Below are 20,623 nucleotides of genomic sequence, written 5' to 3'. Positions count from 1 at the left end.
AACATCGGATGTATGGAGGGCGTATCAATGAGGTTCGCACGTATCGGCGAGGAGGGCCGCGAGCGGCCCGTCGCCATCGCTGACGGGAAGGCGTACGACCTGGCGCCTGTCACCGCCGACATCGACGGGGCGTTCCTCGCCGGCGGCACCGACCGGGCGGCGGCCGCGCTCGCCGCGGGCGAGCTGGCGGAGGTGTCGACCGACGGCGTGCGGATCGGGGCGCCCATCGCCCGCCCCAGCGCCATCTACTGCGTCGGCATGAACTACGCGGCGCACGCGGCCGAGTCGGGCGCGGAGCCCCCGGAGAACCTCGTGATGTTCACGAAGGCGCCGAACACGGTCTCGGGCCCGTACGACGAGGTGCCGATCCCGCGCGGCAGCGCGAAGACCGACTGGGAGGTCGAGCTCGCGATCGTCGTCGGCACGCGCGCCAGCTACCTCGACAGCGAAGCCGAGGCGCTCGAGCACATCGCCGGCTTCACGGTCGCGAACGACCTCTCGGAGCGCGAGTGGCAGCTCGAGATCTCGGGCGGCCAGTGGGGCAAGGGCAAGTCGGCGCCGCGGTTCTCGCCGCTCGGGCCCGAGCTGGTGACGCCGGATGAGGTCGACTTCGGGAACCTGCGTCTGCGCAGCTGGGTCAACGGCGAACCGCGTCAGGATTCGAACACGAGCGACCTGATCTTCGGGGTGCCGTACATCGTGTGGCACCTCTCGCAGTTCCTGGCGCTCGAGCCCGGCGACGTGATCATGACGGGCACGCCGCAGGGTGTCGCGCTCTCGGGCCGCTTCCCGTACCTCGCTGCTGGCGACGTCGTCGAGGTCGAGGTAGAGGGCCTCGGCAAGCAGCGGCAGGTGTTCGCATGAGCGGCTCGATGGACGGGCTCGTCGCGGTCGTGACGGGCGGCGCATCCGGCATCGGCGCGGCCGTGGTCGATCGCCTGCGGGAGGAGGGCGCCCGCGTGGCGATCTTCGACCGCGAGGTGCCGGAAGGCATGGCCGACGCGTACCGCGTCGACGTGGGTGACGACGAGACGGTGCGCGCGGGCGTCGCGCAGGTCGCCGCCGACTTCGGCGGTATCGACATCGTCGTGAACAACGCCGGCATCGGCGCGCAGGGAACGATCGAGGCGAACGGCGACGCCGAGTGGGCGCGCGTGTTCGACGTGAACGTGACAGGCATGGTGCGCGTGGCGCGCGCGGCGCTGCCGTGGCTGCGGAAGTCGCGGGCTGCGGCGATCGTGAACACCAGCTCGGTGGCCGCGACGGTGGGCCTGCAGGAGCGCGCGCTGTACGGGGCGAGCAAGGGCGCGGTGCTGGCCCTGACGCTGCACATGGCGACCGATCACCTGCGCGAGGGCATCCGCGTGAACTGCGTGAACCCCGGCACCGCCGACACCCCGTGGGTGGGTCGGCTTCTCGACAGCGCCGACGACCCGGCGGCAGAGCGCGCGGCGCTGAACGCGCGCCAGCCGCACGGCCGTTTGGTGAAGCCGGAGGAGGTCGCCGACGCGATCGCCTACCTCGCCAGCCCGAGAGCCGGCTCGACGACGGGCGTCGCCCTCGCGGTCGACGGCGGCATGGACAGCCTCCGCCCCCGTCCGGCGTAGGCGCGGCGCGCTGGCGCCCGCCTCCGTCGCGCCTACCTGATCGGGGTGCGTTCTTCTGCGCCGAACCGCGGGAATCGCAATTGTCCACTGTCGTTCGTCCGATGGCGAAGGCCAGTGCGTTGGTGCGTCGTCAGTGGCGCACAGTAGGGAGAGATCTCAGATGGGCAACACCGGAACCGGCGAGCTTCTGGTCGCGGACGGGCGGCCGGCAGCGGACCTGTGGTCCTTGGACCCGACGGTCGCGCACCTGAACCATGGGTCGTACGGAGCGCCGCCACGATTCGTGCTCGAGCGCGAGACGCAGCTGCGCGACGAGATGAACGCCGACGCGGACGCCTGGTGGCGTGGGCTCGACGGTCGTGTCGCGTCCGCTCGCGAGCGCGTCGCTGCGTGGCTCGGCGCGCCGATCGACGCCACCGCTTTGGTCGCGAACGCCTCCGCCGGGGCCGCCGTCGTGCTCGCATCGCTCGATTTCCGCAGCGAGGATGTCGTGCTCGTCACCGACCACAACTATGGTGCGGTCGCGATGGCGGCGCGTCGTCGCGCTCGCTCCGCGGGCGCTCGCGTCGTCACATTGCAGGTGCCTCTGAACGCGGATGACTCGGAGATCGTCGAGCTGTTCCGACAGCACATCGCCGAGACGCCTCGTCTGAAGATGGTCCTGGTCGATCAGGTCACCTCGCCGACGGGCATGGTCTTTCCCGTCGCCGACATCGCCGCCCTGTGCCGTTCGGCGGGCGTGGAGCTCCTCGTCGACGGCGCGCACGGGCCAGGCCAGATCGCGCGCCCGACGGAGGGCCTCGAGGGCGCCTACTGGGTCGGCAATCTGCACAAGTGGGGGCTCACTCCGCGGGGAACGGGCGTGCTCGTGGCGAACCCGTTGCTGCCGGCGGACCGCCAGCGTCTGTTCCCGTCGATCGACTCCTGGGGCAGCATGAACCCGTTTCCGCAGCGGTTCGACCTGCAGGGAACGCTGGACTACAGCCCGTGGCTCGCGGTCCCCGCGGCAATCGACGGCGTCGAGGAGCGCATCGGCTGGAATCGCTACCGCGAGCACCTCGCGCAGTTGGCAACGGCAGCGCAGGCGGCCGTGGCAGACATCTGGGGAGCAGAGCTCACCGACCTGCCTCGGAATCCGGCTCCGTCCCTCCGGCTGGTCCCGCTGCCGGACGGGATGGTGACGAACGAGGCGCAGGCCCACGACCTCCGCGACCGGATCGCCGCGGACGCGAACGCCGCCGTGGCCATCACGTCGCACAACGGCCGAGGCTTCGTGCGGCTGTCCGCACAGGTCTACAACACGTTGGACGACTACGTCCGCTTCGCAGAGTCATGGAACCCGGGTCGTCGCCGCGCGGCAACCGCGCAGTGAGCGCAGGCGAACTCGGAAGAGAGGAATGATGATGTCCCAGGATTCACAGGCGGTTGCGCCGGGGGAATACACGCAGGCGATGAGCGTGAAACCGCTGAAGCGCAAGGTTCGATTCGTGCACGCGGTGCTGCCGATGGCGCTGCTGCTCGTGTTCATCACCTTCGGCATGATCGTCGGCCCGATGGTGTTCGGGCTCGCGAGTTGGCCGCTCGAGTTCACGTTCCTGCTCGCCGCGCTCTGCACGATCCTGATGCTCTTCTCGCTCGGCGCGGACTTCGCGACGGTTCAGGACGCGATCGTCAAGCGCACGAGCACGGCAGTTCCGGCGATCCTGATGCTGATGGCCATCGGCCTGCTCATCGGTTCGTGGACGGCGTCGGGAACCATCCCGTACCTGGTGTACTACGGCATGCAGCTCATCGACCCGCACTGGTTGTACCTGATCGCGTTCGTGCTGACGTCAGCATTCTCCCTCGCGACGGGCACGTCCTGGGGCTCGGCCGGCACGATCGGTGTCGTGCTCGTCGCCATCGGCGCGGCGTCCGACGCGAACCTCGGAATGCTCGCGGCCGCCGTCATCTCGGGCGCGTACTTCGGCGACAAGATGTCCCCGCTCTCCGACACGACCGTCATGGCGTCGATGGGTGCACGGGTGCCGATCTACGACCACATCCGCTCCATGGTCAACACCACGGGGCCGGCGTATCTGGCGGCGGTCATCGTCTACGTCGTCGCGGGGATCGCCGCGCCGAGTCGGGGCGCAGACGTCGAGAGCCTCATCCGGCCGACCGTCGATGCGCTCGGGTCGTCGTTCGACCTGTCGTTCGTCGTCCTGGCGCCCTTGGTCGTCGTGGTCATCGGCGCGATCTGGCGCAAGCCGCCGCTGCCGACGCTGTTGATCTCGAGCGCTGTCGCCGCGATCATCGCCGTCGCCATGCAGGGCTTCACCTTCACCGACATGGTGACCGCACTGATCAACGGCGTGACCAACGACATCCTGCCGAACGAGATCACCAATGAGGCAGGGCTGGCGATCGTGGAGCGCGGCGGCCTGTATTCCATGGCGAGTGCCGTGCTCATCACGCTCACCGTGTTCATGTTCATCGGGTCGATGGACGTCATCGATGCTGTCGGACGCATCGTCCGGACCGTGTTCGCAGGTGTGCGGAGCCGGCCGGCGACGATCATCGCGTCGCTCGTGTCGTCGTCGGTTGTGAACCTCAGCACGTCGAACCAGTACGCCACGGCGTTCATCGTGGGCGAGGTCTTCGGGCCGAAGTACGACGAGGCGGGGATCCCCCGAAAGGTGCTCTCTCGCTCGATCGAGGACTACGGCACGGCCTTCGAACCGATGGTCCCGTGGACCACCACGGGGGTGTACATGGTCGCGACGCTGGGGGTCGCATACGCCGATTACGTGCCCTACATGTTCATGCAGTTCGGCATCTTGGTCATGGCGCCGCTGCTTGCGATCACCGGTATCGGCTGCTTCTACAAAGAGGCGCGGCGAAACGCGACGGCAGCGTAGCCGCGGGCGCGAGCGCCGACGCCGACATCACAGAACCGCGGGTCTCCGGGTCACCGGGTCTCCGCGGTTCTGTGCGTCACGGCCTCGTGCCCAACGCAGCCAGTTCCCATGGCGCGGGCGCCAGCGTGCCCGCCCTTCCGGGGCTCCGAGCGTTGGTCCGGCGAAAAGCGACTGCACACGGCGGCGGGGTGTCGGGCGTTGGTCGCCCGGCGCCCCGCCAGTTCGTCCGCGCCTATGGGGTCAGGCCGTGTGCCTCCAGGTCGGCCCAGAGGGCTGTAGGGATGGGAAGTCCCATCCAGTCGGCATTCTGGCGGATCTGGGCGGCCCGGCTGCTGCCCGAGACGACGCTGCGCACCTGCGGCAGGCGCGGCGTGTACTGCAGTGCGGCCGCGGGGAGCGGCACGCCGTGGGCGCGGCACACCGCGGCGATGCGGCTCGCACGGTCGATCAGCTCCGCGGGGGCCGCGCCGTACTCGTAGCGCGGGTTGTCGGCCGGGTCGTCGCTCGACAGCAGGCCGGAGTTGAACACCGACGCCGTGACGATCGACGTGCCCGTCCGCTCGCACGCGGGCACGACGTCGGCCAGCGCAGGCTGCTCCAGCAGTGTGAGCCGGCCGGCGACCATGAGCGCATCGAGGGCTCCGGATGACGCGCCGAGCGCGAGCGCCGTCGGATCCATCGAGCCGAGACCCGAAGCCGCGATCACGCCCTCCGTCTTCAGATCGCCGAGCGCCTGCGTGCCCGAGGCGAGGTTGCGCTCGAGGTCGTCGGAGCGCTCGGGGTCGTGGAGGTACACGAGGTCGATGCGGTCGAGGCCCATTCGTTCGAGCGACTCGTCGATCGAACGGCGCACGCCGTCGGCACTGAAGTCCCACTGCCGTCGCGTCACGGCCGGCACGTGGAACGCGTTGTCGAGGTCGAGCTCGTTCTCACCCCCGGGGTTCGGCACGAGCAGGCGCCCGGCCTTCGTCGACAGTACGTACTCGTCGCGCGGCTTCGTCTGCAGGAATGCACCGAGGCGCCGCTCCGACAGGCCGAGGCCGTAGTGCGGGGCCGTGTCGTAGTACCGGATGCCCGCGTCCCACGCAGCCTCGAGCACGCCCCACGCCTGCTCCTCGGGCAGCACGCGATGCATGTTCCCGAGGCTCGAGGCGCCGTAGCCGAGCTCCGGCAGGGACAGGTCGGTGCGCGGTGAGAGCGGGTCAGCCATGGAACTCGTACTCCTCGCGGCTCGCGGCGTGCATCTCCATGCCGTTGCCCGGCGCCGTCGGGGCGCGGTATGCGCCGCCGCGGACGTCCGTCGGGGTCACGAAGTGCTCGTGCAGGTGGTCCACGAACTCGATCACGCGCCCCTCGGTCGTCCCGGTCACGGCGACGAAGTCGAACATCGACATGTGCTGCACAGCCTCGCAGAGGCCGACGCCTCCGGCGTGCGGGCACACCGGCACGCCGAACTTGGCGGCGAGCAGCAGGATGGCGATGTTCTCGTTGACGCCTGCGACGCGGGTCGCATCGATCTGCAGCACGTTGAGCGCCTCGGCCTGCAGGAACTGCTTGAACATCACGCGCCCGCCGGAGTGCTCGCCCGTCGCGATCGGGATCGGTGCGATGCCCTTCGCGATCGCCGCGTGCCCGAGCACGTCATCCGGGCTCGTGGGCTCTTCGATCCACGCAGGGTCGAACTGCTTCAGGTGCGACATCCACTCGATCGCCTCGTCCACGTCCCAGCGCTGGTTCGCGTCGGTGCCGATCCGGATGCCGGGGCCGACCGCCGCGCGCGCGATGCCCATGCGCCGGATGTCGTCGTCGAGGCTTCCGCCGACCTTGAGCTTGATCATGGAGAAGCCGTCGGCGACCGCCTCGCGGCAGAGGCGCTCGAGCTTCTCGTCGGAATAGCCGAGCCAGCCGGGCGTGGTGGTGTACGCGGGGTAGCCGCGCTCGAGCAGCTCCGCCTCGCGCTCGGTGCGGCCGGGAACGGCTGCGCGCAGGATGTCGAGGGCCTCGTCGCGCGTGAGCGCGTCGGTGAGGTAGCGGAAGTCGACGAGGTCGACGATCTCCTCCGGGCTCATCCGGGAGAGCAGTTGCCAGAGCGGCAGGCCGGCGCGCTTGGCCTTGAGATCCCAGAGGGCGTTCACCACGGCGCCGATCGCCATGTGCATGACGCCCTTCTCGGGGCCGAGCCAGCGCAGCTGCGAATCCCACACCAGATCGCGCCAGGTCGCGCCCATGTCGTCGAGGAGCTCCTCGGCATTCCGCCCGACGAGGTATGCCTCGAGCGCCCGGATGGCGCTGACCTGCACGTCGGTGCCTCGCCCGATCGTGAACACGAAGCCGTGGCCGCTGTGCCCGTCGTCGGCGTCGGTGATGATCTCGACGTACGCCGCCGAGTAGTCGGGGTCGGGGTTCATCGCGTCCGACCCGTCGAGGTGCTCCGACGTGGGAAAGCGGATGTCCGTCGTGGCGACGGCGGTGATGGTGCTCAACGTGGCTCCCTTGCTTGCGTACCCTCGAGCCTAAACATCCGATGTCTTTTGGTCAATCGTTTGATCGCCTGAGGTTCGCCGAGCGGAGCGCGCGTTGGCCGAACGGGACCCGCCTCTCTCCCGGCGCGAAGGTGCGACGCGTGTTCCCCAGGAGAAGTTGGGCCGCAGTCGCAGACGACGCGCCATCCGGTGCGCTTTGTCCGCGGAGTCTGCGACTGCGGCGGATGTGGACGGGCTTGCTGCTCGGCGCGCGCCGGCGAGCGACCATCGAGACGCGCATGATTCGCCGTGCGGCGCGGAGTTGCGTCCCCTTTGGGGGATTGCCCGGGGTCAGCAGGCGGGGCCGGACGGGTTCTCGGCGCAGGTCTGCGCGACGAGCGCGGTGTCGGCCGTGACGGCGCGGACGCTCGTCGTCGCGGCGGGGGAGCGCACGAGGCCTGTGACCGGGATCGTTCCGTAGCCGACGAACTCGACCGTCGCGCTTGAGAGCACGTTCGCCGTGATCGTGTACTTGCCGCGCTCGGAGTAGGCGTGGCTCGTGCTCGTCGCCGTGAATTCCGCTTGGCCCAGGTCGTCCCACGTCGCGGTGGCGGCGTCGACCTCGACGGCCGTGCCGTCGCCGTAGTCGATCTCGAGCAGCTCCGGCACGAAGCTCACCGTCACGTCGAACCCGAGCAGGCTGCCGGATGAGCTGCTCGGCGCCGACGGGACGACGACGTTGAGCGGCATGCCCACGATCCCGACCCCGTCTGGTTCGCTCGTGATCGTCGGGGTCGGCGGCGCGAAGGAGAGCACGTCGCTCGCGTGGACGACCGTGGGCGGCTCGGGTTCGTCGGGTTCGTCCTCGGTTTCGTCATCATCGTCACCGTCCGGGCACACGAGGAAGACGCTCGATTCCCACACGCAGAAAGGCGTGTTCACCGGATCGTTGCCGCCATTGTCGCCCGTGCCGTCACCACCGCCGCCGCCGTTGCCGTCGCTGTTGGGGTCGTCGTGCGTCGGCGGGCGGGGGTCGTCGGGAGGGTCGGGCAGCCACGTGTCGTCGACCGTGACAGTGACGTCGTCGCCGGTGTTGTCGGTGTCGCAGTTCGAACCAGGGTAGATTCCACCGCAGCCGCCGAGTAACGAGACGGAATAGGCAGGACCGGCTGGTGCAACGGAGATTGCAAGGGCCGCCATGGCACCGAGGACTAGTTTCCGCACGACGGGCCTTGGTCGCGTCCAGTCATGTTCGACACGGTCAATCCCGTGGGCGTTCTGGAAGATTCGACGAGGGTGACCGCTACGGACTGAACGTTGGGACGATCCGGTGCAACCACTGAGTCACCCGACTCATTGAGTATCTCGACGCCCGATACATCGAGGCAGACATACGCTTCAATAGCTTCGCTGGCGTCGCCGGACTGTGCGAGCTCAAACAAGGTAACTGTGGACTCGCCGGACCGTGAAGCACGCTCCGCGTGCGCGTTCGAGAAGGCTTCCCGTTCATCGGCAAGTGCCTGGCCAGTGAGCCAATCGAACACTGGCTCAGCGGTGCTCGGGTCGCCGAAGTTGACCGCATTCGTGGCCTCGATGTAACTCACGTACGTGTCTCTCGCGGCCACTAGTACCTGTTCATCCGAACTGAACCTTTCCGATTCATCGCCCGGTTCTGACACGACATCGGTTGCACAGCCAGCGAGCGCTGCGAGCCCGATACCGCTCATGGCAATGAGCGCGCGCGTTATCCGAGTGCTCTTATTAGTCGACGCGTCGGGTCTCTGGCGACGGCTCCCCATCAAGCGCTCGTTGTCACGTCCATACCTCATGCCCGGCATCGCACTATTGATCCACGCGCGCCCCGCACCGCCTGTCGTCTGGGACGACCGGGGGCAGACGGTGCGGGGCTCGGAAACGCGCATGTCGCCACGCTAGTCAGACACGGCGCCGTCGATGCGGTTATCCACAGGGCAATCCGCCGAACGCACGTTGTCCCCAGCCACAGAAGCGCGGATCCGGCGGCGGATAGTCTGGGCGCGTGCCCGACTCCCCAGATCCCGCCGAGCCGGTCGACGCGGGCGTGCCGGCCCAGCCGGGGCCGACCGCGTCGGTACCGGCACCCGTCAGCCGCGACGGCGACATCTGGCTCGTCGGCCCGGGGCTGCCGCCGACCTGGCGCCTGGCCGTGTGGGCGGGCGACGGCGCGACGCTCTGGTGGGACGCGGGGGACCCCGACGCGCGCTTCGGCGCGATCGTCACCGATGCCGCGACGGCGAGGGCGTGGATCGGCGAGGCCTGCGGGTCGGAGCTCGTGGGCGTGCTGTCGTCCGAGGCGGAATCGGCAGAGGTCGCGATCACTCCCGACGCGGTCTTCTTCCCGGCGGCGCGCGATGCCGCCCTCGCTCGGTGGCGGCAGGCGTGGTGGCCCGCGTCGCGCGAGCGCCTCATCCCTCCGCTCGACCCGCGGCTGCTCGCCGCCGAACTGGCAGATGCGCTCCGCATCTTGGAGCCGATCAGCTCGGACGCCCCGACCCGCGCGGCGCTCGAGCAGCTGGCGGCCACGCGGCGGCGCTTCGGAACGGCGCCGGTCGATCGGCCCCTGTACCGCGCGCCCGACCGCACCCGTGCGCCGCTCTCGGGAACGGTCGCCGTCGACCTCAGCCGGGTGGCGAACGGCGTCGCGGATGCGGCCGCGGAGGCGCGGTGGCACATCGTGTTCCGCGGCGCGTTCCCTCACATCGTCGTCGAGCTGCTGGCGGCACCACGCTTCGCGAACGCTGCGCCTCTCGAGCCCGACCTGCACGCGAGCTTCGCCGACGCCGCGGTGAAGCTCACCCTCGAAGGCGACGCGTGGCGGGCCGAGCAGCCCGTTCCCCTCACCATGCTCACGAGCCCTCCGGCTGACCGGACGCTCGTCCTCTGGGTTCCCGGAACGGACACGCAGCGGGCACAGGCGGATGCGGCCGAGCTCATCCGGGTCGCCCGCGCGCGCCTCATCGCCCCGACGTCGCCCTCGGAGCGGGACGCCGCGGCGCGCGCGATCCAGTAGCGGGCGTTCGAACGGCGCGAATGCGCCGTCGTCGATCAGGAGGTGCGGCCGAGGAAGTACGCGTCGACCAGCCGCGAAGGGTGCGGCAGCACTTGGCCGTCGTACGTGACTTCGCGCTAGGGGCGCTTCGTGGGCGGCCGGATCCGCCCCGCCTCACATCGCGGCGGCGAGCAGCTCCAGCGTCTGGCCGCGGCCGCCGATGCCGTCGAGGGGCTCGCCCTCGTACGCGCCGGCGGTTGCGCCGAGCATGATCTCCTCGACGCCGTGGGTCGTGGCGAAGGTCGTCAGCTGCTCTGCCACGGCATCCGGGGTGCCGACGAACCAGCGCTGCTTGTTCTGGTCGATGAGCGACTGCTCGAGCGCGTCCGACGGGGAGGCGAGCACCTCGTCGATCGTCTCGATCGGGCGCATCGGCTTGTTCGAGCGCAGGCGCGCGAACTGGCGCAGCTGCGGCAGCGCGCGCTCGTCGGCCTCCTTCTGCGTGGGCGCGACGATCACGTTCGCGGTGACGAAGCTCCGCGGCTCGGGGCGCTCCTCGGTCGCGGTGAAGTTCGTGCGGTACAGCGCCATGGCGCGCTCGAGGCCGTCGCCCGCGAAGTGGTTCGCGAAGACATAGGGCAGGCCGAGCTGGGCCGCCAACTGCGCGGAGTAGTCGCTGGAGCCGAGCAGCCAGACATCCGGGCTGCCATCGGCCGCGGGCGTCGCGCGCACCTGGTACTCGCCGCCGTTGACGAAGCGCACCTGCGCGCCCTCGGGGCTCGCGAGCGCCATGATGTCGGCGATGTGGTCGGGGAAGCGCTCGACCTCGCTCGTCGCACCCGATCGGCGCAGCAGCGACGTGATCACCTGGTCGCTGCCGGGCGCGCGGCCGATGCCGACGTCGACGCGGCCGGGCGCCATCGCCTCCAGGGCGGCGAACTGCTCGGCGACGATGAGGGGCGCGTGGTTCGGCAGCATGACGCCGCCCGAACCGAGCCGGATGCGCTCGGTCACCCCGATAGCGCCCGCGATCAGCACGGCGGGCGAGGTCGAAGCGACGGCCGCCATGTTGTGGTGCTCCGCGAACCAGTAGCGCCGGTAGCCGAGTTCGTCGGCGCGACGGGCGAGCGCCATCGACGCGGCGATCGCCTGGGAGCTGGTCTGACCGGTGCGCACCGGCACCAGGTCGAGAACGGAAAGGGCGGGGCTAGCGGTCTCGGTCACCCCGGGTGCAACGCGCGGTGCCGGGGTTTCATTCCGGATGGGCGGTGACCCGCGACTCTCCGCGTCTCCGGCGCGTCCGTTCTCGCCCGCAGGGGAAAAGCCGGGCGTATGCGGACTCGGCGAGCCCTCACCCGGGCCGTGGCCCCACCCGCCCCGGTAATCTCGACACATGGGCGTCGAGCTGTTCATCGTGCTGGCAGGGGCCGTGGCGGTCGCGGGATTCGCCCGATGGCGGGGATGGCCGGCGCCGCTGCTCGTGACGGGTGCCGCCCTCGTCGTGTCGATGTTGCCGTTCATCCCCGAGATCAGCGTCGACGGCCACCTCCTGCTGAACCTCACGCTGCCCCCGCTGCTGTACTCGGCCGCGCTCGATTCGTCGTTCATCAGCTTCAAGCGCTCGCTGCCGCACATCCGGAGGCTCGGCATCGGGCTCGTCCTCGTGACCGCCGTCATCGTCGGCGTCGTGGCGTGGCTGATCATGCCGGAGCTGACCTTCGCCGGCGCGCTGCTGCTCGGCGCGATCGTCGGCCCGCCCGACGCCGTGTCGGCGGCGGCGATCGGCCGCAAGCTCGGCCTGCCGCGCCGCGTCATGAACGTGATGAGCGGCGAGAGCCTCATCAACGACGCCACCTCGCTGACGCTCGTGCGCGTCTTCGCGGCGATCGTCGCCGGCGCGACAGTGACGGTCTGGCAGGGCATCTGGGAGTTCGTACTCGCGGTGCTCGTCGGCGTCGCCTTCGGGCTCGTCGCCGGCTACCTGCTGCACTGGCTCCGGATGATCTCGTCCGACACCATCGTGAGCGCCACGTTCGGGCTGCTCATTCCGTTCGGGGTATATGCGCTCGCGGAGGAGTTCCATGGCTCGGGCGTGCTCGCCGTCGTCGCCATGGGGCTGTACGTCGGCTACAACGCGCCGAAGACGAACTACTCGACGCGCCAGCACGACGAGCCGCTGTGGAAGTCGGTCGACTTCCTGCTCGAGAGCTTCGTCTTCGCCTACATCGGCCTGCAGCTGCCCGGCGTGCTCGCCGAGCTGTTCGGTTCGCACGGCTCGACCATCGTCTGGCTGTCGATCGCGGTGCTGCTGACGGTCATCGCCATCCGGCCCGTGTTCGTCTTCGCCTCGTATGCGTGGGGCCAGATGTGGCAGAAGTGGCGCCTGCTGCGCTTCAAGCACGCCCGCGAGGAGCTGCGGAAGCACCCGGATGCCCGACGAGCGCGAGCCGTGCGCGCCCGGCTCGAGAGGGTCAAGGGCGCCAAGGGCGGGCCGGAGCCGACGAAGGAGGCGCTCCGACGACGCCTCCTCGAGCCGCCGCTGTCGCGGCGGGAGCGCGTCGTCATCTCGTGGGCGGGAATGCGCGGCGTCGTGACGCTCGCGATGGCGGCCGCCCTGCCCGACCTCACGGAGCACGAGATGCCCTACGGCAACGTCGAGGCCGTCATCGCCGTGGCCTTCGTCGTCACGGTCGGCACGCTGCTGCTGCAGGGGCTGACGCTGCCGTGGCTCATCCGGACGCTCGGCGTCTCGGCCGACGAGGAGCGCGCGAACGACCTGCGCGAGGTCGAGCGCGTGCGGCGCATCAGCAAGGACGCAGGGCTGGAGTTCCTGCGCAAGCGGCAGGAGAAGTGGGTCTCGGAGTACGGCGAGGAGGCGCGCGACCAGTTCAACAACTTCTCGCGCGGGCTGCTGCGCGTGCAGCGTGACACCGTGCGGGCCGAGCGCGAGGCCGAGACCGAGGAGATCGAGATCGGCGAGCTCGAGAAGATCGCCCGCAAGCAGGAGAAGCTGTACGCCCACCGGGCCGCGGCCAAGGAGTTCGAGGAGCTCTCGCGCGGCTGGATCGAGGTGCGCCGCCAGGTGCTGATGGAGCAGTGCCGGGTCGGCAACGTCAGCGAGGAGGTCATGCGCGACCTCTTCGTCGCGATGGACGCCGAGGAGCTCGCGCTCGACACCCGGACGCGGTTCCGGGAGGAGTGAGAGGCGCCGGTCGTCCGCTCGCCGCGCGGTGCCGCCGCGGCACAACGCAGTCAATTCTCGGGGTGGACGGAGCGGCCGTCGCACCGTTCCAGGCGGTCGGCCCAAAGGGGCGGCCGGATCGACTGCGTTGGGTTCGTGCGCGGCCGGTGACGTCAGCGTGCGGCACCGGCTGGCCATCCGTAAGGTGCACGACGCTGCCTGGACGCAACGCAGTCAATTCTCGGCGTGGATGGGGCGATGACCGCGCCGCTCCGAGCTACCGGGCTGGCGGGGCGGTCGTATCGACTGCGTTGTGTCGCGGCCCAGCGCCCGCACGCGACAGCGCCCTGCCGGATCCCAGGGATCCGGCAGGGCGCCAGTCGCTCCGCGTGAAACCTACTTCGAGGTGCGCTCCGCCTCTTCGAGCTTCTCGACCTCGGTCTCCACGTCATCCGGCGACGTGTGGCCGTCGGTCGACGACTCGTCGACAGGCTCCTCGTCGTCCTCGCTGAAGGGAAGGCCCTCGCGCTTGGCGTTGTACAGGTCGAGGTTCAGGATGCCCTCGCGCTTGGCGACGATCGCCGGAACGAGCGCCTGGCCCGTGACGTTGAGCGCGGTGCGGCCCATGTCGAGGATCGGGTCGATCGCGAGCAGCAGGCCGACGCCCTCGAGGGGCAGGCCGACGGTCGACAGCGTCAGCGTCAGCATGACGGTCGCGCCGGTGGTGCCGGCGGTCGCGGCCGAGCCGATGATCGAGACGAAGGCGATCAGCAGGTAGTCGACGACACCCATGTCGATGCCGAAGAACTGCGCGACGAAGATCGCGGCGATCGCCGGGTAGATGGCGGCGCAGCCGTCCATCTTCGTCGTCGAGCCGAACGGCACGGCGAACGACGCGTACTCCGTCGGAACGCCGAAGTTCCGCTCCGCGACGCGCTGCGTCAGCGGCAGCGTGCCGAGCGACGAGCGGCTCACGAAGCCGAGCTGCGTCGCGGGCCACACACCCGAGTAGAACTGGCGGATCGACAGGCCGTGCGCCTTCGCCAGCAGCGGGTAGACGACGAGGAAGACGATCAGCAGGCCCGCGTACACCGCGACGACGAACCAGATCAGCGAGGTCAGCTTCTCCCAGCCGTACACGACGACCGCGTTGCCGATGAGGCCCAGGGTGCCGATGGGGGCGATCCGGATGATCCACCAGACCACCCGCTGGATCACCTTGAGCAGCGATTCGGTGAAGACCAGGAACGGCTCGGCCTTGCGGCCGGCGCGCAGCGCGGCGAGGCCGACGACGATCGAGATCACGATGATCTGCAGGATGTTGAAGCTCACGCCGCCCGAGAAGTCACCGTTCTCGTCGACGCCGCCCGAGACGCCCAGGCCCAGGAAGTTCTGCGGGATGAGGCCCTGCAGGAAGCCGACCCACGAGCCGTGCGACGAGGGGTCACCCGTCTCGAGGCCCGCACCGGCGCGGTCGCCGGGCCGGATGACGAGGCCGAGCGTGATGCCGATGGCCACAGCGATGGCCGCCGTGATGGCGAACCACAGGATGGTCTGGCCGGCCAGGCGCGCGGCGTTCTGCACGCGGCGCAGGTTGGAAATGCTCGCGACGATCGCCGTGAACACCAGCGGCACGACGGCCGCGCGCAGGATCGTGACGTACGCGTCACCGACGATCCCGAGGGTCTCGGAGAGCGGGTTCGAGGTCTCGCCATTGGCGCCCAGGGCGCGGGCGACGAGGCCCAGCGCGATGCCGAGGATCAGCGCGGCGATGACCTGGAAGCCGAAATTGGCGTAGAACGGGCGCTTCTTGCGCGCCCTCGTGGTTGTTGCGGAGGAAGACATATCCCCATCAAACCCATAGGAACCTGCGCATATTCCCGCTGTTACGCCCGGAGTCGGGTGAGCGGCGCCGGATGACGCGGTGCGCCCGCCCCCTCAGTCGCTCGGCAGCTCCTCCTCGAGCTCCTTGCCGAGCGCCGGGGCGACGTGCTCGACCCACAGGCGGTTCAGGTGCGAGTCGTCGACGTAGAGGGGGGTGTCGCCCGCGAAGAGCGGGCAGTCGTCCTCGACGCACACGAAGGGCTCGGTGTCGACGTAGCTGGCGCCGGCCTTGACGACCTCGTGCGCCGTGATGTCGTTGCTGCGCTTCTCGATGCTCTCGCCGTTCACCACGCAGCCCTCCTGCGTGGCGTTCGGCGCCTCGACGCAGTCCTGCGGGGTCGCGTCGGGGCGGGCGGGCACGTCGCCCAGCGAGACGACCCTGCCGGCGACGCCCTGGTAGAACTCCATGGCGTCGGCGACCGCGGCGCGCCACTGCTCGTCGATCGATTCGCCGTCGCGCTCCTGCATATTCAGCATGCCGCGGGCAGACAGCACCACGGCATCCGGCTGCAGTTCTTCGACCGACTCGCGCGTGAAGTCGCGGAAGTCGTTGCAGTTCGAGGGGTCGCGGTCGGCGTCTTGGATCACGGGGTAGGCCGCGCATGCCAGCTTGACGTACACCGCGACCTGGAAGCCGTGCTGCTTGCCGATCACGTCGAGCGCCGGTGCCCACATGGCCGCGTGCGAGTCGCCGATGAGGGCGATCGTCGTGTCGGCTTCCGGGTCGCCGTACCGGCAGATCTCGGTCTCCGTCTCGCCCTCGCCGGCGTAGCAGTCGGCCGAGACGAGGTCGGTCCACTTGGCGTCGCGCAGCGTCTCGCCGTCGTAGTCGGGCGGGATGGGGGCGCCCTCCTCCGCGACCTCGACGGCCTCCTCGAGGTCCTCCTCGACGGCCTCCGGGTCCTCCGTCGGGGTGAGCTCCTGGTAGCCGTGCTCGTCGAAGTACTCGGCGGCGGCGGCCCGCTCGTTGTTGAGGCGGTGCACGCCCCACGTCGACGCCGTGAACGCCGTGGCGAGCACGAGCACCACGCTCAGCGGCCAGAGCCACAGCGTGCGCTTGTTGCCCGAGAAGATCGGCACCCTCTTCTCCTGGAACGGCCGTTCGACGAAGCGGAACGTGAGCGCCGCCAGGCCGACCGAGATGCCGATCGTCAGCCCCGCCTGTTGCAGGAACGGCGCCGAAGCGGGCATCACCTGCTGCACCGCGAGCGCAACGGGCCAGTGCCACAGGTACAGCGAGAACGAGATGTCGCCGATGTAGCGCACCGGCCGCCACGACAGGGCGCGGCCGATGAGGGTCTCGGGGCCGGATGCCAGCAGCAGCGCCGTGCCGACGACCGGAACCAGCGCGAGCGAGCCGGGGAACGGCGTCGTCTCATCGAACGCGAACACCGCGTACGCGATCAGCGCGATGCCGGCGATGCTCGTCACGTGCCGCCAGCGCGAGCGCAGCGGCCCCGCAATCACGCAGGCGAGCACGGCGCCGACCATCAGCTCGTACGCGCGGGCGGGTGTGTTGAAGTAGGCGGCCTGCGGGTCGGCGCCCGTGAACCAGATCGACCAGGCCAGCGAGACCACGAGCAGCAGGCCCGCGAGCAGGGCGAAGGTGCGCTTCCGGATGCGCGGCACGAGCGCCAGCACCACTAGAGGCCAGAGCAGGTAGAACTGCTCCTCGACGGCGAGCGACCAGTAGTGCTGGAAGAAGCTCGGCGCATCGGTCGAGAAGTAGTCGGTCTCCTGGGCCGCGAAGCCCCAGTTCGAGAGGAAGAACGCCGACCACACCGAATCCTCGGTGGTCTGCGCGAGCCGCGCCATCGGCAGGAACAGGGCGGCATAGGCCAGCACGAGCACCGTGACGGCCGTGGCGGCCGGCAGGATGCGCCGCGCGCGCCGGATGTAGAACTGGCTAATCGAGACCGTGCCGGTCTTCGAGACCTCGCGCAGCAGCAGCTGGGTGATCAGGAAGCCCGAGATCACGAAGAAGATGTCGACACCGACGAACCCGCCCTCGAAACCCGTGAGGTGCACGTGGGCGAGCACGACGAGCCCGACGGCGAGGGCGCGCATGCCCTGGATGTCGGGGCGGAAGTGGGGGTTCGCCGACTTCTTCGCGGCGTCGGGCCCGCCCTTGGTCGCCGCGGGCGCAGGGACGTGCGCCGCCGTGGTCTCGTCGGACGACGGCGCCGAGGTATCGCTCAGCGAGGCCATACCTCCGATTGTAGTTATCGTTTTGTGATCTAACTGGGTGTCGGGGTTCGTGCGGGTGGGTGAGCCGACGCATTGCCGCGCCGCTCCGCCGCTACGGCCAGGGCTCTCGTGGTCGCCAGGCGGCGTGGGGCTCACTGTGGGCAGATGGCGACTCCCGACCGACTGCGTTCCTGACACTTGTGCGTCGCGGGTGACCGCGGCATACTTGCGTGAGCAAACGATTGTTCACGCAAGATCAAACGATTGCTCACCAGCATTCAGTTCGAAGGAGAACGTCTATGAATCGCACGCGTGGAATCTCGATGACCGCACTCGCCGGTGCAGCACTGCTCGCTCTGACCGGGTGCGTCGGCGGTCAGGTCGACACCTCTTCCGACGAGGCCCCGGGCAGTGAGCAGGATGCGGATGCCCGCGTGCTGCGGCTCGCGCACACCTACGAGCCCTCGCACCCGTTCGAGACCTGTGGTGTCGCGGCGATCAACGAGTCGTTGTCGGGCTCCGGGCTGCAAATCGAGTCGTACCCGTCGTCGCAGCTGGGAAGCGAGGCGGAGGCGCTCGAGCAGGTCGCCTCCGGCAGTCTCGATGCGACCTTCGCCGGGGCGGCTTTCCTCGGCACCTGGTACGAAGACGCGGGCGTGCTCGATGCCCCGTATCTGTTCGACGACGTCGACAGCTTCTTCGCGAACATCGATTCCGACGCGATCCAAGAGATCTGGGACGGCCTCGAAGAGAAGTCGGGCCTTGCGGTCGAGTCGAGCTGGTACTTCGGCACGCGCCAGGTGTCGGCGAACAAGCCGGTTCGCGAGCCAGCCGATCTCGCGGGCGTCAAGCTGCGCACCCCCGACGCGCCCCTGTACATCACGGGTATCGGCGACATGGGCGGCACAGCGACCCCGATGGCGCTCGACGAGGTCTACACGAGCCTGCAGCAGGGGGCCATCGACGGCCAGGAGGCGCCCGTTCCGAACTTCGACTCGATGGGCCTCGCCGAGGTGCAGGACTACGTGAACCTGACGGGCCACATCGTGCAGGCGTCGAACGTCGTGACCAGCAGCGACCTGCTCGAGTCCTTCTCCGACGACGAGCTCGCGGCGTGGGAGACGGCGCTGGACACCGGCAAGGAAGCGGCGCAGGAGTGCATCCTCGATGAGGAGCAGGAGATCGTCGAGAAGTGGAAGGCCGACGGCACCGTCGAGGTCGTCGAAGACGTCGACACGGCCGCCTTCGCCGAGTCGGTGCGCAGCCAGCTCCCCGATCAGGTCTCGTTCGGCGAGCTCTACACGAAGATCGTCGAGTCGCAGAAGTGACGAGGCTCCTCGCGGCGCTGTCGACGGTCGAGAAGGTCGTCTCCTGCGCTCTGCTCGGCGGCCTGCTGGTGTCGGTCATGCTCCAGGTCGTCAGTAGGTACGTCTTCCGAGCGCCGTTGCCCTGGACCGATGAGGTCTCGCGCTTCCTGCTCGTGTGGCTGACGTTCATCGCCGCCGCGTACGTGATGTCGGAGCGGATGCACGTGACCGTCGACCTCGCGCTCGCAAAGCTCGGCGTCCGCGCCGTCGCGGCCGTCGACACGATCGCAACGATCGTCGTGGTCGCCGCGGCGGGCGTGATGACGGTCGCCGGCGTCATCCTGATCCGCGAGACGGCCGGCGTTCTCGCGCCTGCGACGCAGTTCCCGATGCCGGTCGTGTACTCGGCGGGGGCCGTCGGGTTCGGGCTCATCGCCCTGCACGGCATCGCCACGATCGTGCAGAACGTCCGCGACCCGAGGAGCGTGCCCGGCACCGCGGAGAGCCTCGAGGAGGGCGGTCTCTGATGACGCTCGCACTCATGGTCGTCGCCGTCCTCGTGCTCCTCGCGATCCGCGTGCCCGTCGCGTTCGCCCTCCTCGTCCCGTCGCTCGTCTACATCACCGTCACGCCAGGGGTGTCGATCGACGTCGCGATGCAGCAGACGCTCTCCGGCGTGAACAGCTTCCCGATCCTCGCCGTGCCGATGTTCATCCTCCTCGGCAACATCGCCAACGAATCGGGCATCACCGACCGGATGTACTCGGCTGCGGTCGCGTTCCTCGGCCACCTGCGCGGGAGCCTCGGCTATGTCAATATCGCGACGAGCTTCGGCTTCTCGTGGATGAGCGGCGCCGCGATCGCGGACGCCGCGGCGATGGGGCGGGTGCAGGTGCCGCAGATGGTCAAGCGCGGGTACCCCGCCGGCTTCAGCGTGGGCCTGACCGGTGCCTCCAGCCTGATCGCTCCGATCATCCCTCCGTCGATCGCCGCGATCGTGTACGCCGTGACGGCGGGCCTCTCCGTCGGGGCGATGTTCGTCGTCGGCATCGTGCCCGCCGTGATGCTCCTCATCGCGCTGTGCGTGATGGTCTGGTGGACGCTCCGCAAGCGCGACGACCTGCGAGGGGAGCGCGCGACCTGGGGTGCGCGCGGCCGTGCACTCGCCGCCGCGATCGCGCCTGCGGGCGCCGCGATCGTCATCCTCGGGAGCATCCTCGCGGGGATCGCGACGCCGACCGAAGCCGCCGGCCTCGGGGTCGTGTACGTGTTGATCCTCGCGATCGTGTACAAGAAGCTGACCTGGCAGAGCCTCGCCAAGAGCTTCGTGCAGACAGCGCAGACGTCGGGGTCTGTGCTCCTGATCGTCGCGACCGCGGCCCTGTTCGGGTGGGTGCTCGCCCGTGAGCGCGCCCCGCAGGTGGCGGCCGAGGCGATGCTCGAGATCACGACCTACACGGTCGTGTTCCTGATCATCGTCAACGTGCTGCTGCTGGTCGTCGGCGCGCTGCTCGAATCGACGTCGGCGATCCTGATCCTCGTGCCCGTGCTCGCACCGGTCGCGGAGACATTCGGAGTCGACCCGTATCACTTCGCCGCGATCGTGATCTTCAACCTGCTGCTCGGCCTCCTGACGCCGCCGGTCGGGATGGTGCTGTTCGTGCTCTCGTCGACGACGGGTTACAAGGTGTCGACCATCATCCGCGGGGTATTGCCGTTCTTCATTCCGATGCTCCTCGTGCTGCTGCTCGTCACCTTCGTCCCGGTGCTGAGCACGGGGCTGCCGGCGCTGCTCGGGTACGTGTAGGGCCCGCTCGGGCGCCTCGACGGCAGCGCGCCTCGCCGAAGACAGGGCGCTGTTGCCACCCCAACGGTGCTACGGCCTCAGAAGTCGCACCCGTCTGTAGTTATCGTTTCGTGACGATCGCGGTCGACGTCCGTACGCGGCGGGAATCGGTGTCGACCGCCGGTGTCGCTACGACCCCCGCCTCGCGCGTGATTCCGCGCTTCACGAGGGCGCCGCGGAGGGGCTGGAGCGGGGCGTCGCATAGATCGTTATCGATATCG

16 protein-coding genes are annotated in these 20,623 nt (G+C 69.4%); 9 read left to right on the top strand and 7 right to left on the bottom strand.

The window, feature by feature from the left end:
- Window positions 1-27 precede the first annotated feature (27 nt).
- From C0010_RS03740 to C0010_RS03725, 4 genes are all read left to right on the top strand, one after another.
- The gene (locus C0010_RS03740; protein WP_105565725.1) at window positions 28-864 is read left to right on the top strand and encodes a fumarylacetoacetate hydrolase family protein; all 837 of its coding nucleotides are present in this window, start codon (window positions 28-30) and stop codon (window positions 862-864) included.
- Window positions 861-1,607: an SDR family NAD(P)-dependent oxidoreductase gene (locus tag C0010_RS03735; RefSeq protein WP_105565724.1), complete on the top strand. Its 747-nt coding sequence runs from the start codon at window positions 861-863 to the stop codon at window positions 1,605-1,607. Before C0010_RS03740 ends, C0010_RS03735 begins: the two co-directional genes overlap by 4 nt.
- Before the next feature lie 160 nt (window positions 1,608-1,767).
- Window positions 1,768-2,979: an aminotransferase class V-fold PLP-dependent enzyme gene (locus C0010_RS03730; RefSeq protein ID WP_105565723.1), complete on the top strand. Its 1,212-nt coding sequence runs from the start codon at window positions 1,768-1,770 to the stop codon at window positions 2,977-2,979.
- 25 nt (window positions 2,980-3,004) lie between these two features.
- Window positions 3,005-4,507 (top strand): Na+/H+ antiporter NhaC family protein, encoded by a 1,503-nt coding sequence (locus tag C0010_RS03725; protein ID WP_105565722.1) that lies wholly within the window; start codon window positions 3,005-3,007, stop codon window positions 4,505-4,507.
- 232 nt (window positions 4,508-4,739) lie between these two features.
- Here the strand turns inward: C0010_RS03725 and C0010_RS03720 are convergent, their stop codons facing one another.
- From C0010_RS03720 to C0010_RS14875, 4 genes are all read right to left on the bottom strand, one after another.
- Window positions 4,740-5,717, bottom strand: coding sequence for an aldo/keto reductase (locus C0010_RS03720; protein ID WP_105565721.1), 978 nt, complete (start codon window positions 5,715-5,717; stop codon window positions 4,740-4,742).
- Window positions 5,710-6,990 carry an L-fuconate dehydratase gene (locus C0010_RS03715; protein ID WP_105565720.1) on the bottom strand — a complete coding sequence of 427 codons (1,281 nt, stop codon included), beginning with the start codon at window positions 6,988-6,990 and terminating at the stop codon, window positions 5,710-5,712. The genes C0010_RS03720 and C0010_RS03715 overlap by 8 nt, the downstream gene beginning before the upstream one ends.
- Before the next feature lie 330 nt (window positions 6,991-7,320).
- A complete protein-coding gene (locus C0010_RS03710; protein ID WP_105565719.1) occupies window positions 7,321-8,169 on the bottom strand; it encodes a hypothetical protein in 849 nt (282 codons plus the stop codon).
- A gap of 11 nt (window positions 8,170-8,180) precedes the next feature.
- Window positions 8,181-8,573, bottom strand: coding sequence for a hypothetical protein (locus tag C0010_RS14875; protein WP_158685269.1), 393 nt, complete (start codon window positions 8,571-8,573; stop codon window positions 8,181-8,183).
- Window positions 8,574-9,007: 434 nt separating this feature from the next.
- Between C0010_RS14875 and C0010_RS03705 the strand changes: the two genes are divergently transcribed.
- Window positions 9,008-10,018: a hypothetical protein gene (locus C0010_RS03705; protein WP_105565718.1), complete on the top strand. Its 1,011-nt coding sequence runs from the start codon at window positions 9,008-9,010 to the stop codon at window positions 10,016-10,018.
- A gap of 153 nt (window positions 10,019-10,171) precedes the next feature.
- On the opposite strand, the gene C0010_RS03700 is transcribed toward C0010_RS03705, so the two are convergent.
- Complete coding sequence (locus C0010_RS03700; protein WP_232531709.1) at window positions 10,172-11,221, bottom strand: LLM class flavin-dependent oxidoreductase; 1,050 nt, start codon at window positions 11,219-11,221, stop codon at window positions 10,172-10,174.
- 169 nt (window positions 11,222-11,390) lie between these two features.
- On the opposite strand from C0010_RS03700, the gene C0010_RS03695 reads away from it, so the two are divergent.
- Window positions 11,391-13,199, top strand: a complete 1,809-nt coding sequence (locus C0010_RS03695) for a cation:proton antiporter (protein WP_105565716.1) — start codon at window positions 11,391-11,393, stop codon at window positions 13,197-13,199.
- Window positions 13,200-13,574: 375 nt separating this feature from the next.
- Here C0010_RS03695 and C0010_RS03690 read toward each other — a convergent pair whose 3' ends face one another.
- A complete protein-coding gene (locus tag C0010_RS03690; RefSeq protein WP_105565715.1) occupies window positions 13,575-15,023 on the bottom strand; it encodes a dicarboxylate/amino acid:cation symporter in 1,449 nt (482 codons plus the stop codon).
- 93 nt (window positions 15,024-15,116) lie between these two features.
- Window positions 15,117-17,270 (bottom strand): acyltransferase family protein, encoded by a 2,154-nt coding sequence (locus C0010_RS03685; protein WP_105565714.1) that lies wholly within the window; start codon window positions 17,268-17,270, stop codon window positions 15,117-15,119.
- A 278-nt stretch (window positions 17,271-17,548) separates the two neighbouring features.
- Here C0010_RS03685 and C0010_RS03680 point away from each other — a divergent pair, with 278 nt between their 5' ends.
- From C0010_RS03680 to C0010_RS03670, 3 genes are read left to right on the top strand one after another with little or no spacing between them, the layout of a single operon-like run.
- Complete coding sequence (locus C0010_RS03680) at window positions 17,549-18,577, top strand: DctP family TRAP transporter solute-binding subunit (protein ID WP_105565713.1); 1,029 nt, start codon at window positions 17,549-17,551, stop codon at window positions 18,575-18,577.
- Window positions 18,574-19,083 (top strand): TRAP transporter small permease, encoded by a 510-nt coding sequence (locus C0010_RS03675; protein WP_105565712.1) that lies wholly within the window; start codon window positions 18,574-18,576, stop codon window positions 19,081-19,083. Before C0010_RS03680 ends, C0010_RS03675 begins: the two co-directional genes overlap by 4 nt.
- Window positions 19,083-20,363, top strand: coding sequence for a TRAP transporter large permease (locus C0010_RS03670; RefSeq protein WP_105565711.1), 1,281 nt, complete (start codon window positions 19,083-19,085; stop codon window positions 20,361-20,363). Before C0010_RS03675 ends, C0010_RS03670 begins: the two co-directional genes overlap by 1 nt.
- Window positions 20,364-20,623 lie beyond the last annotated feature (260 nt).

This window comes from Microbacterium halophytorum, assembly GCF_002970975.1.
GTDB lineage: Bacteria > Actinomycetota > Actinomycetes > Actinomycetales > Microbacteriaceae > Microbacterium > Microbacterium halophytorum.
The sequence above is the reverse complement of the archived record's forward strand: the minus strand, read 5'-3'. Positions and strand labels throughout refer to the sequence as shown.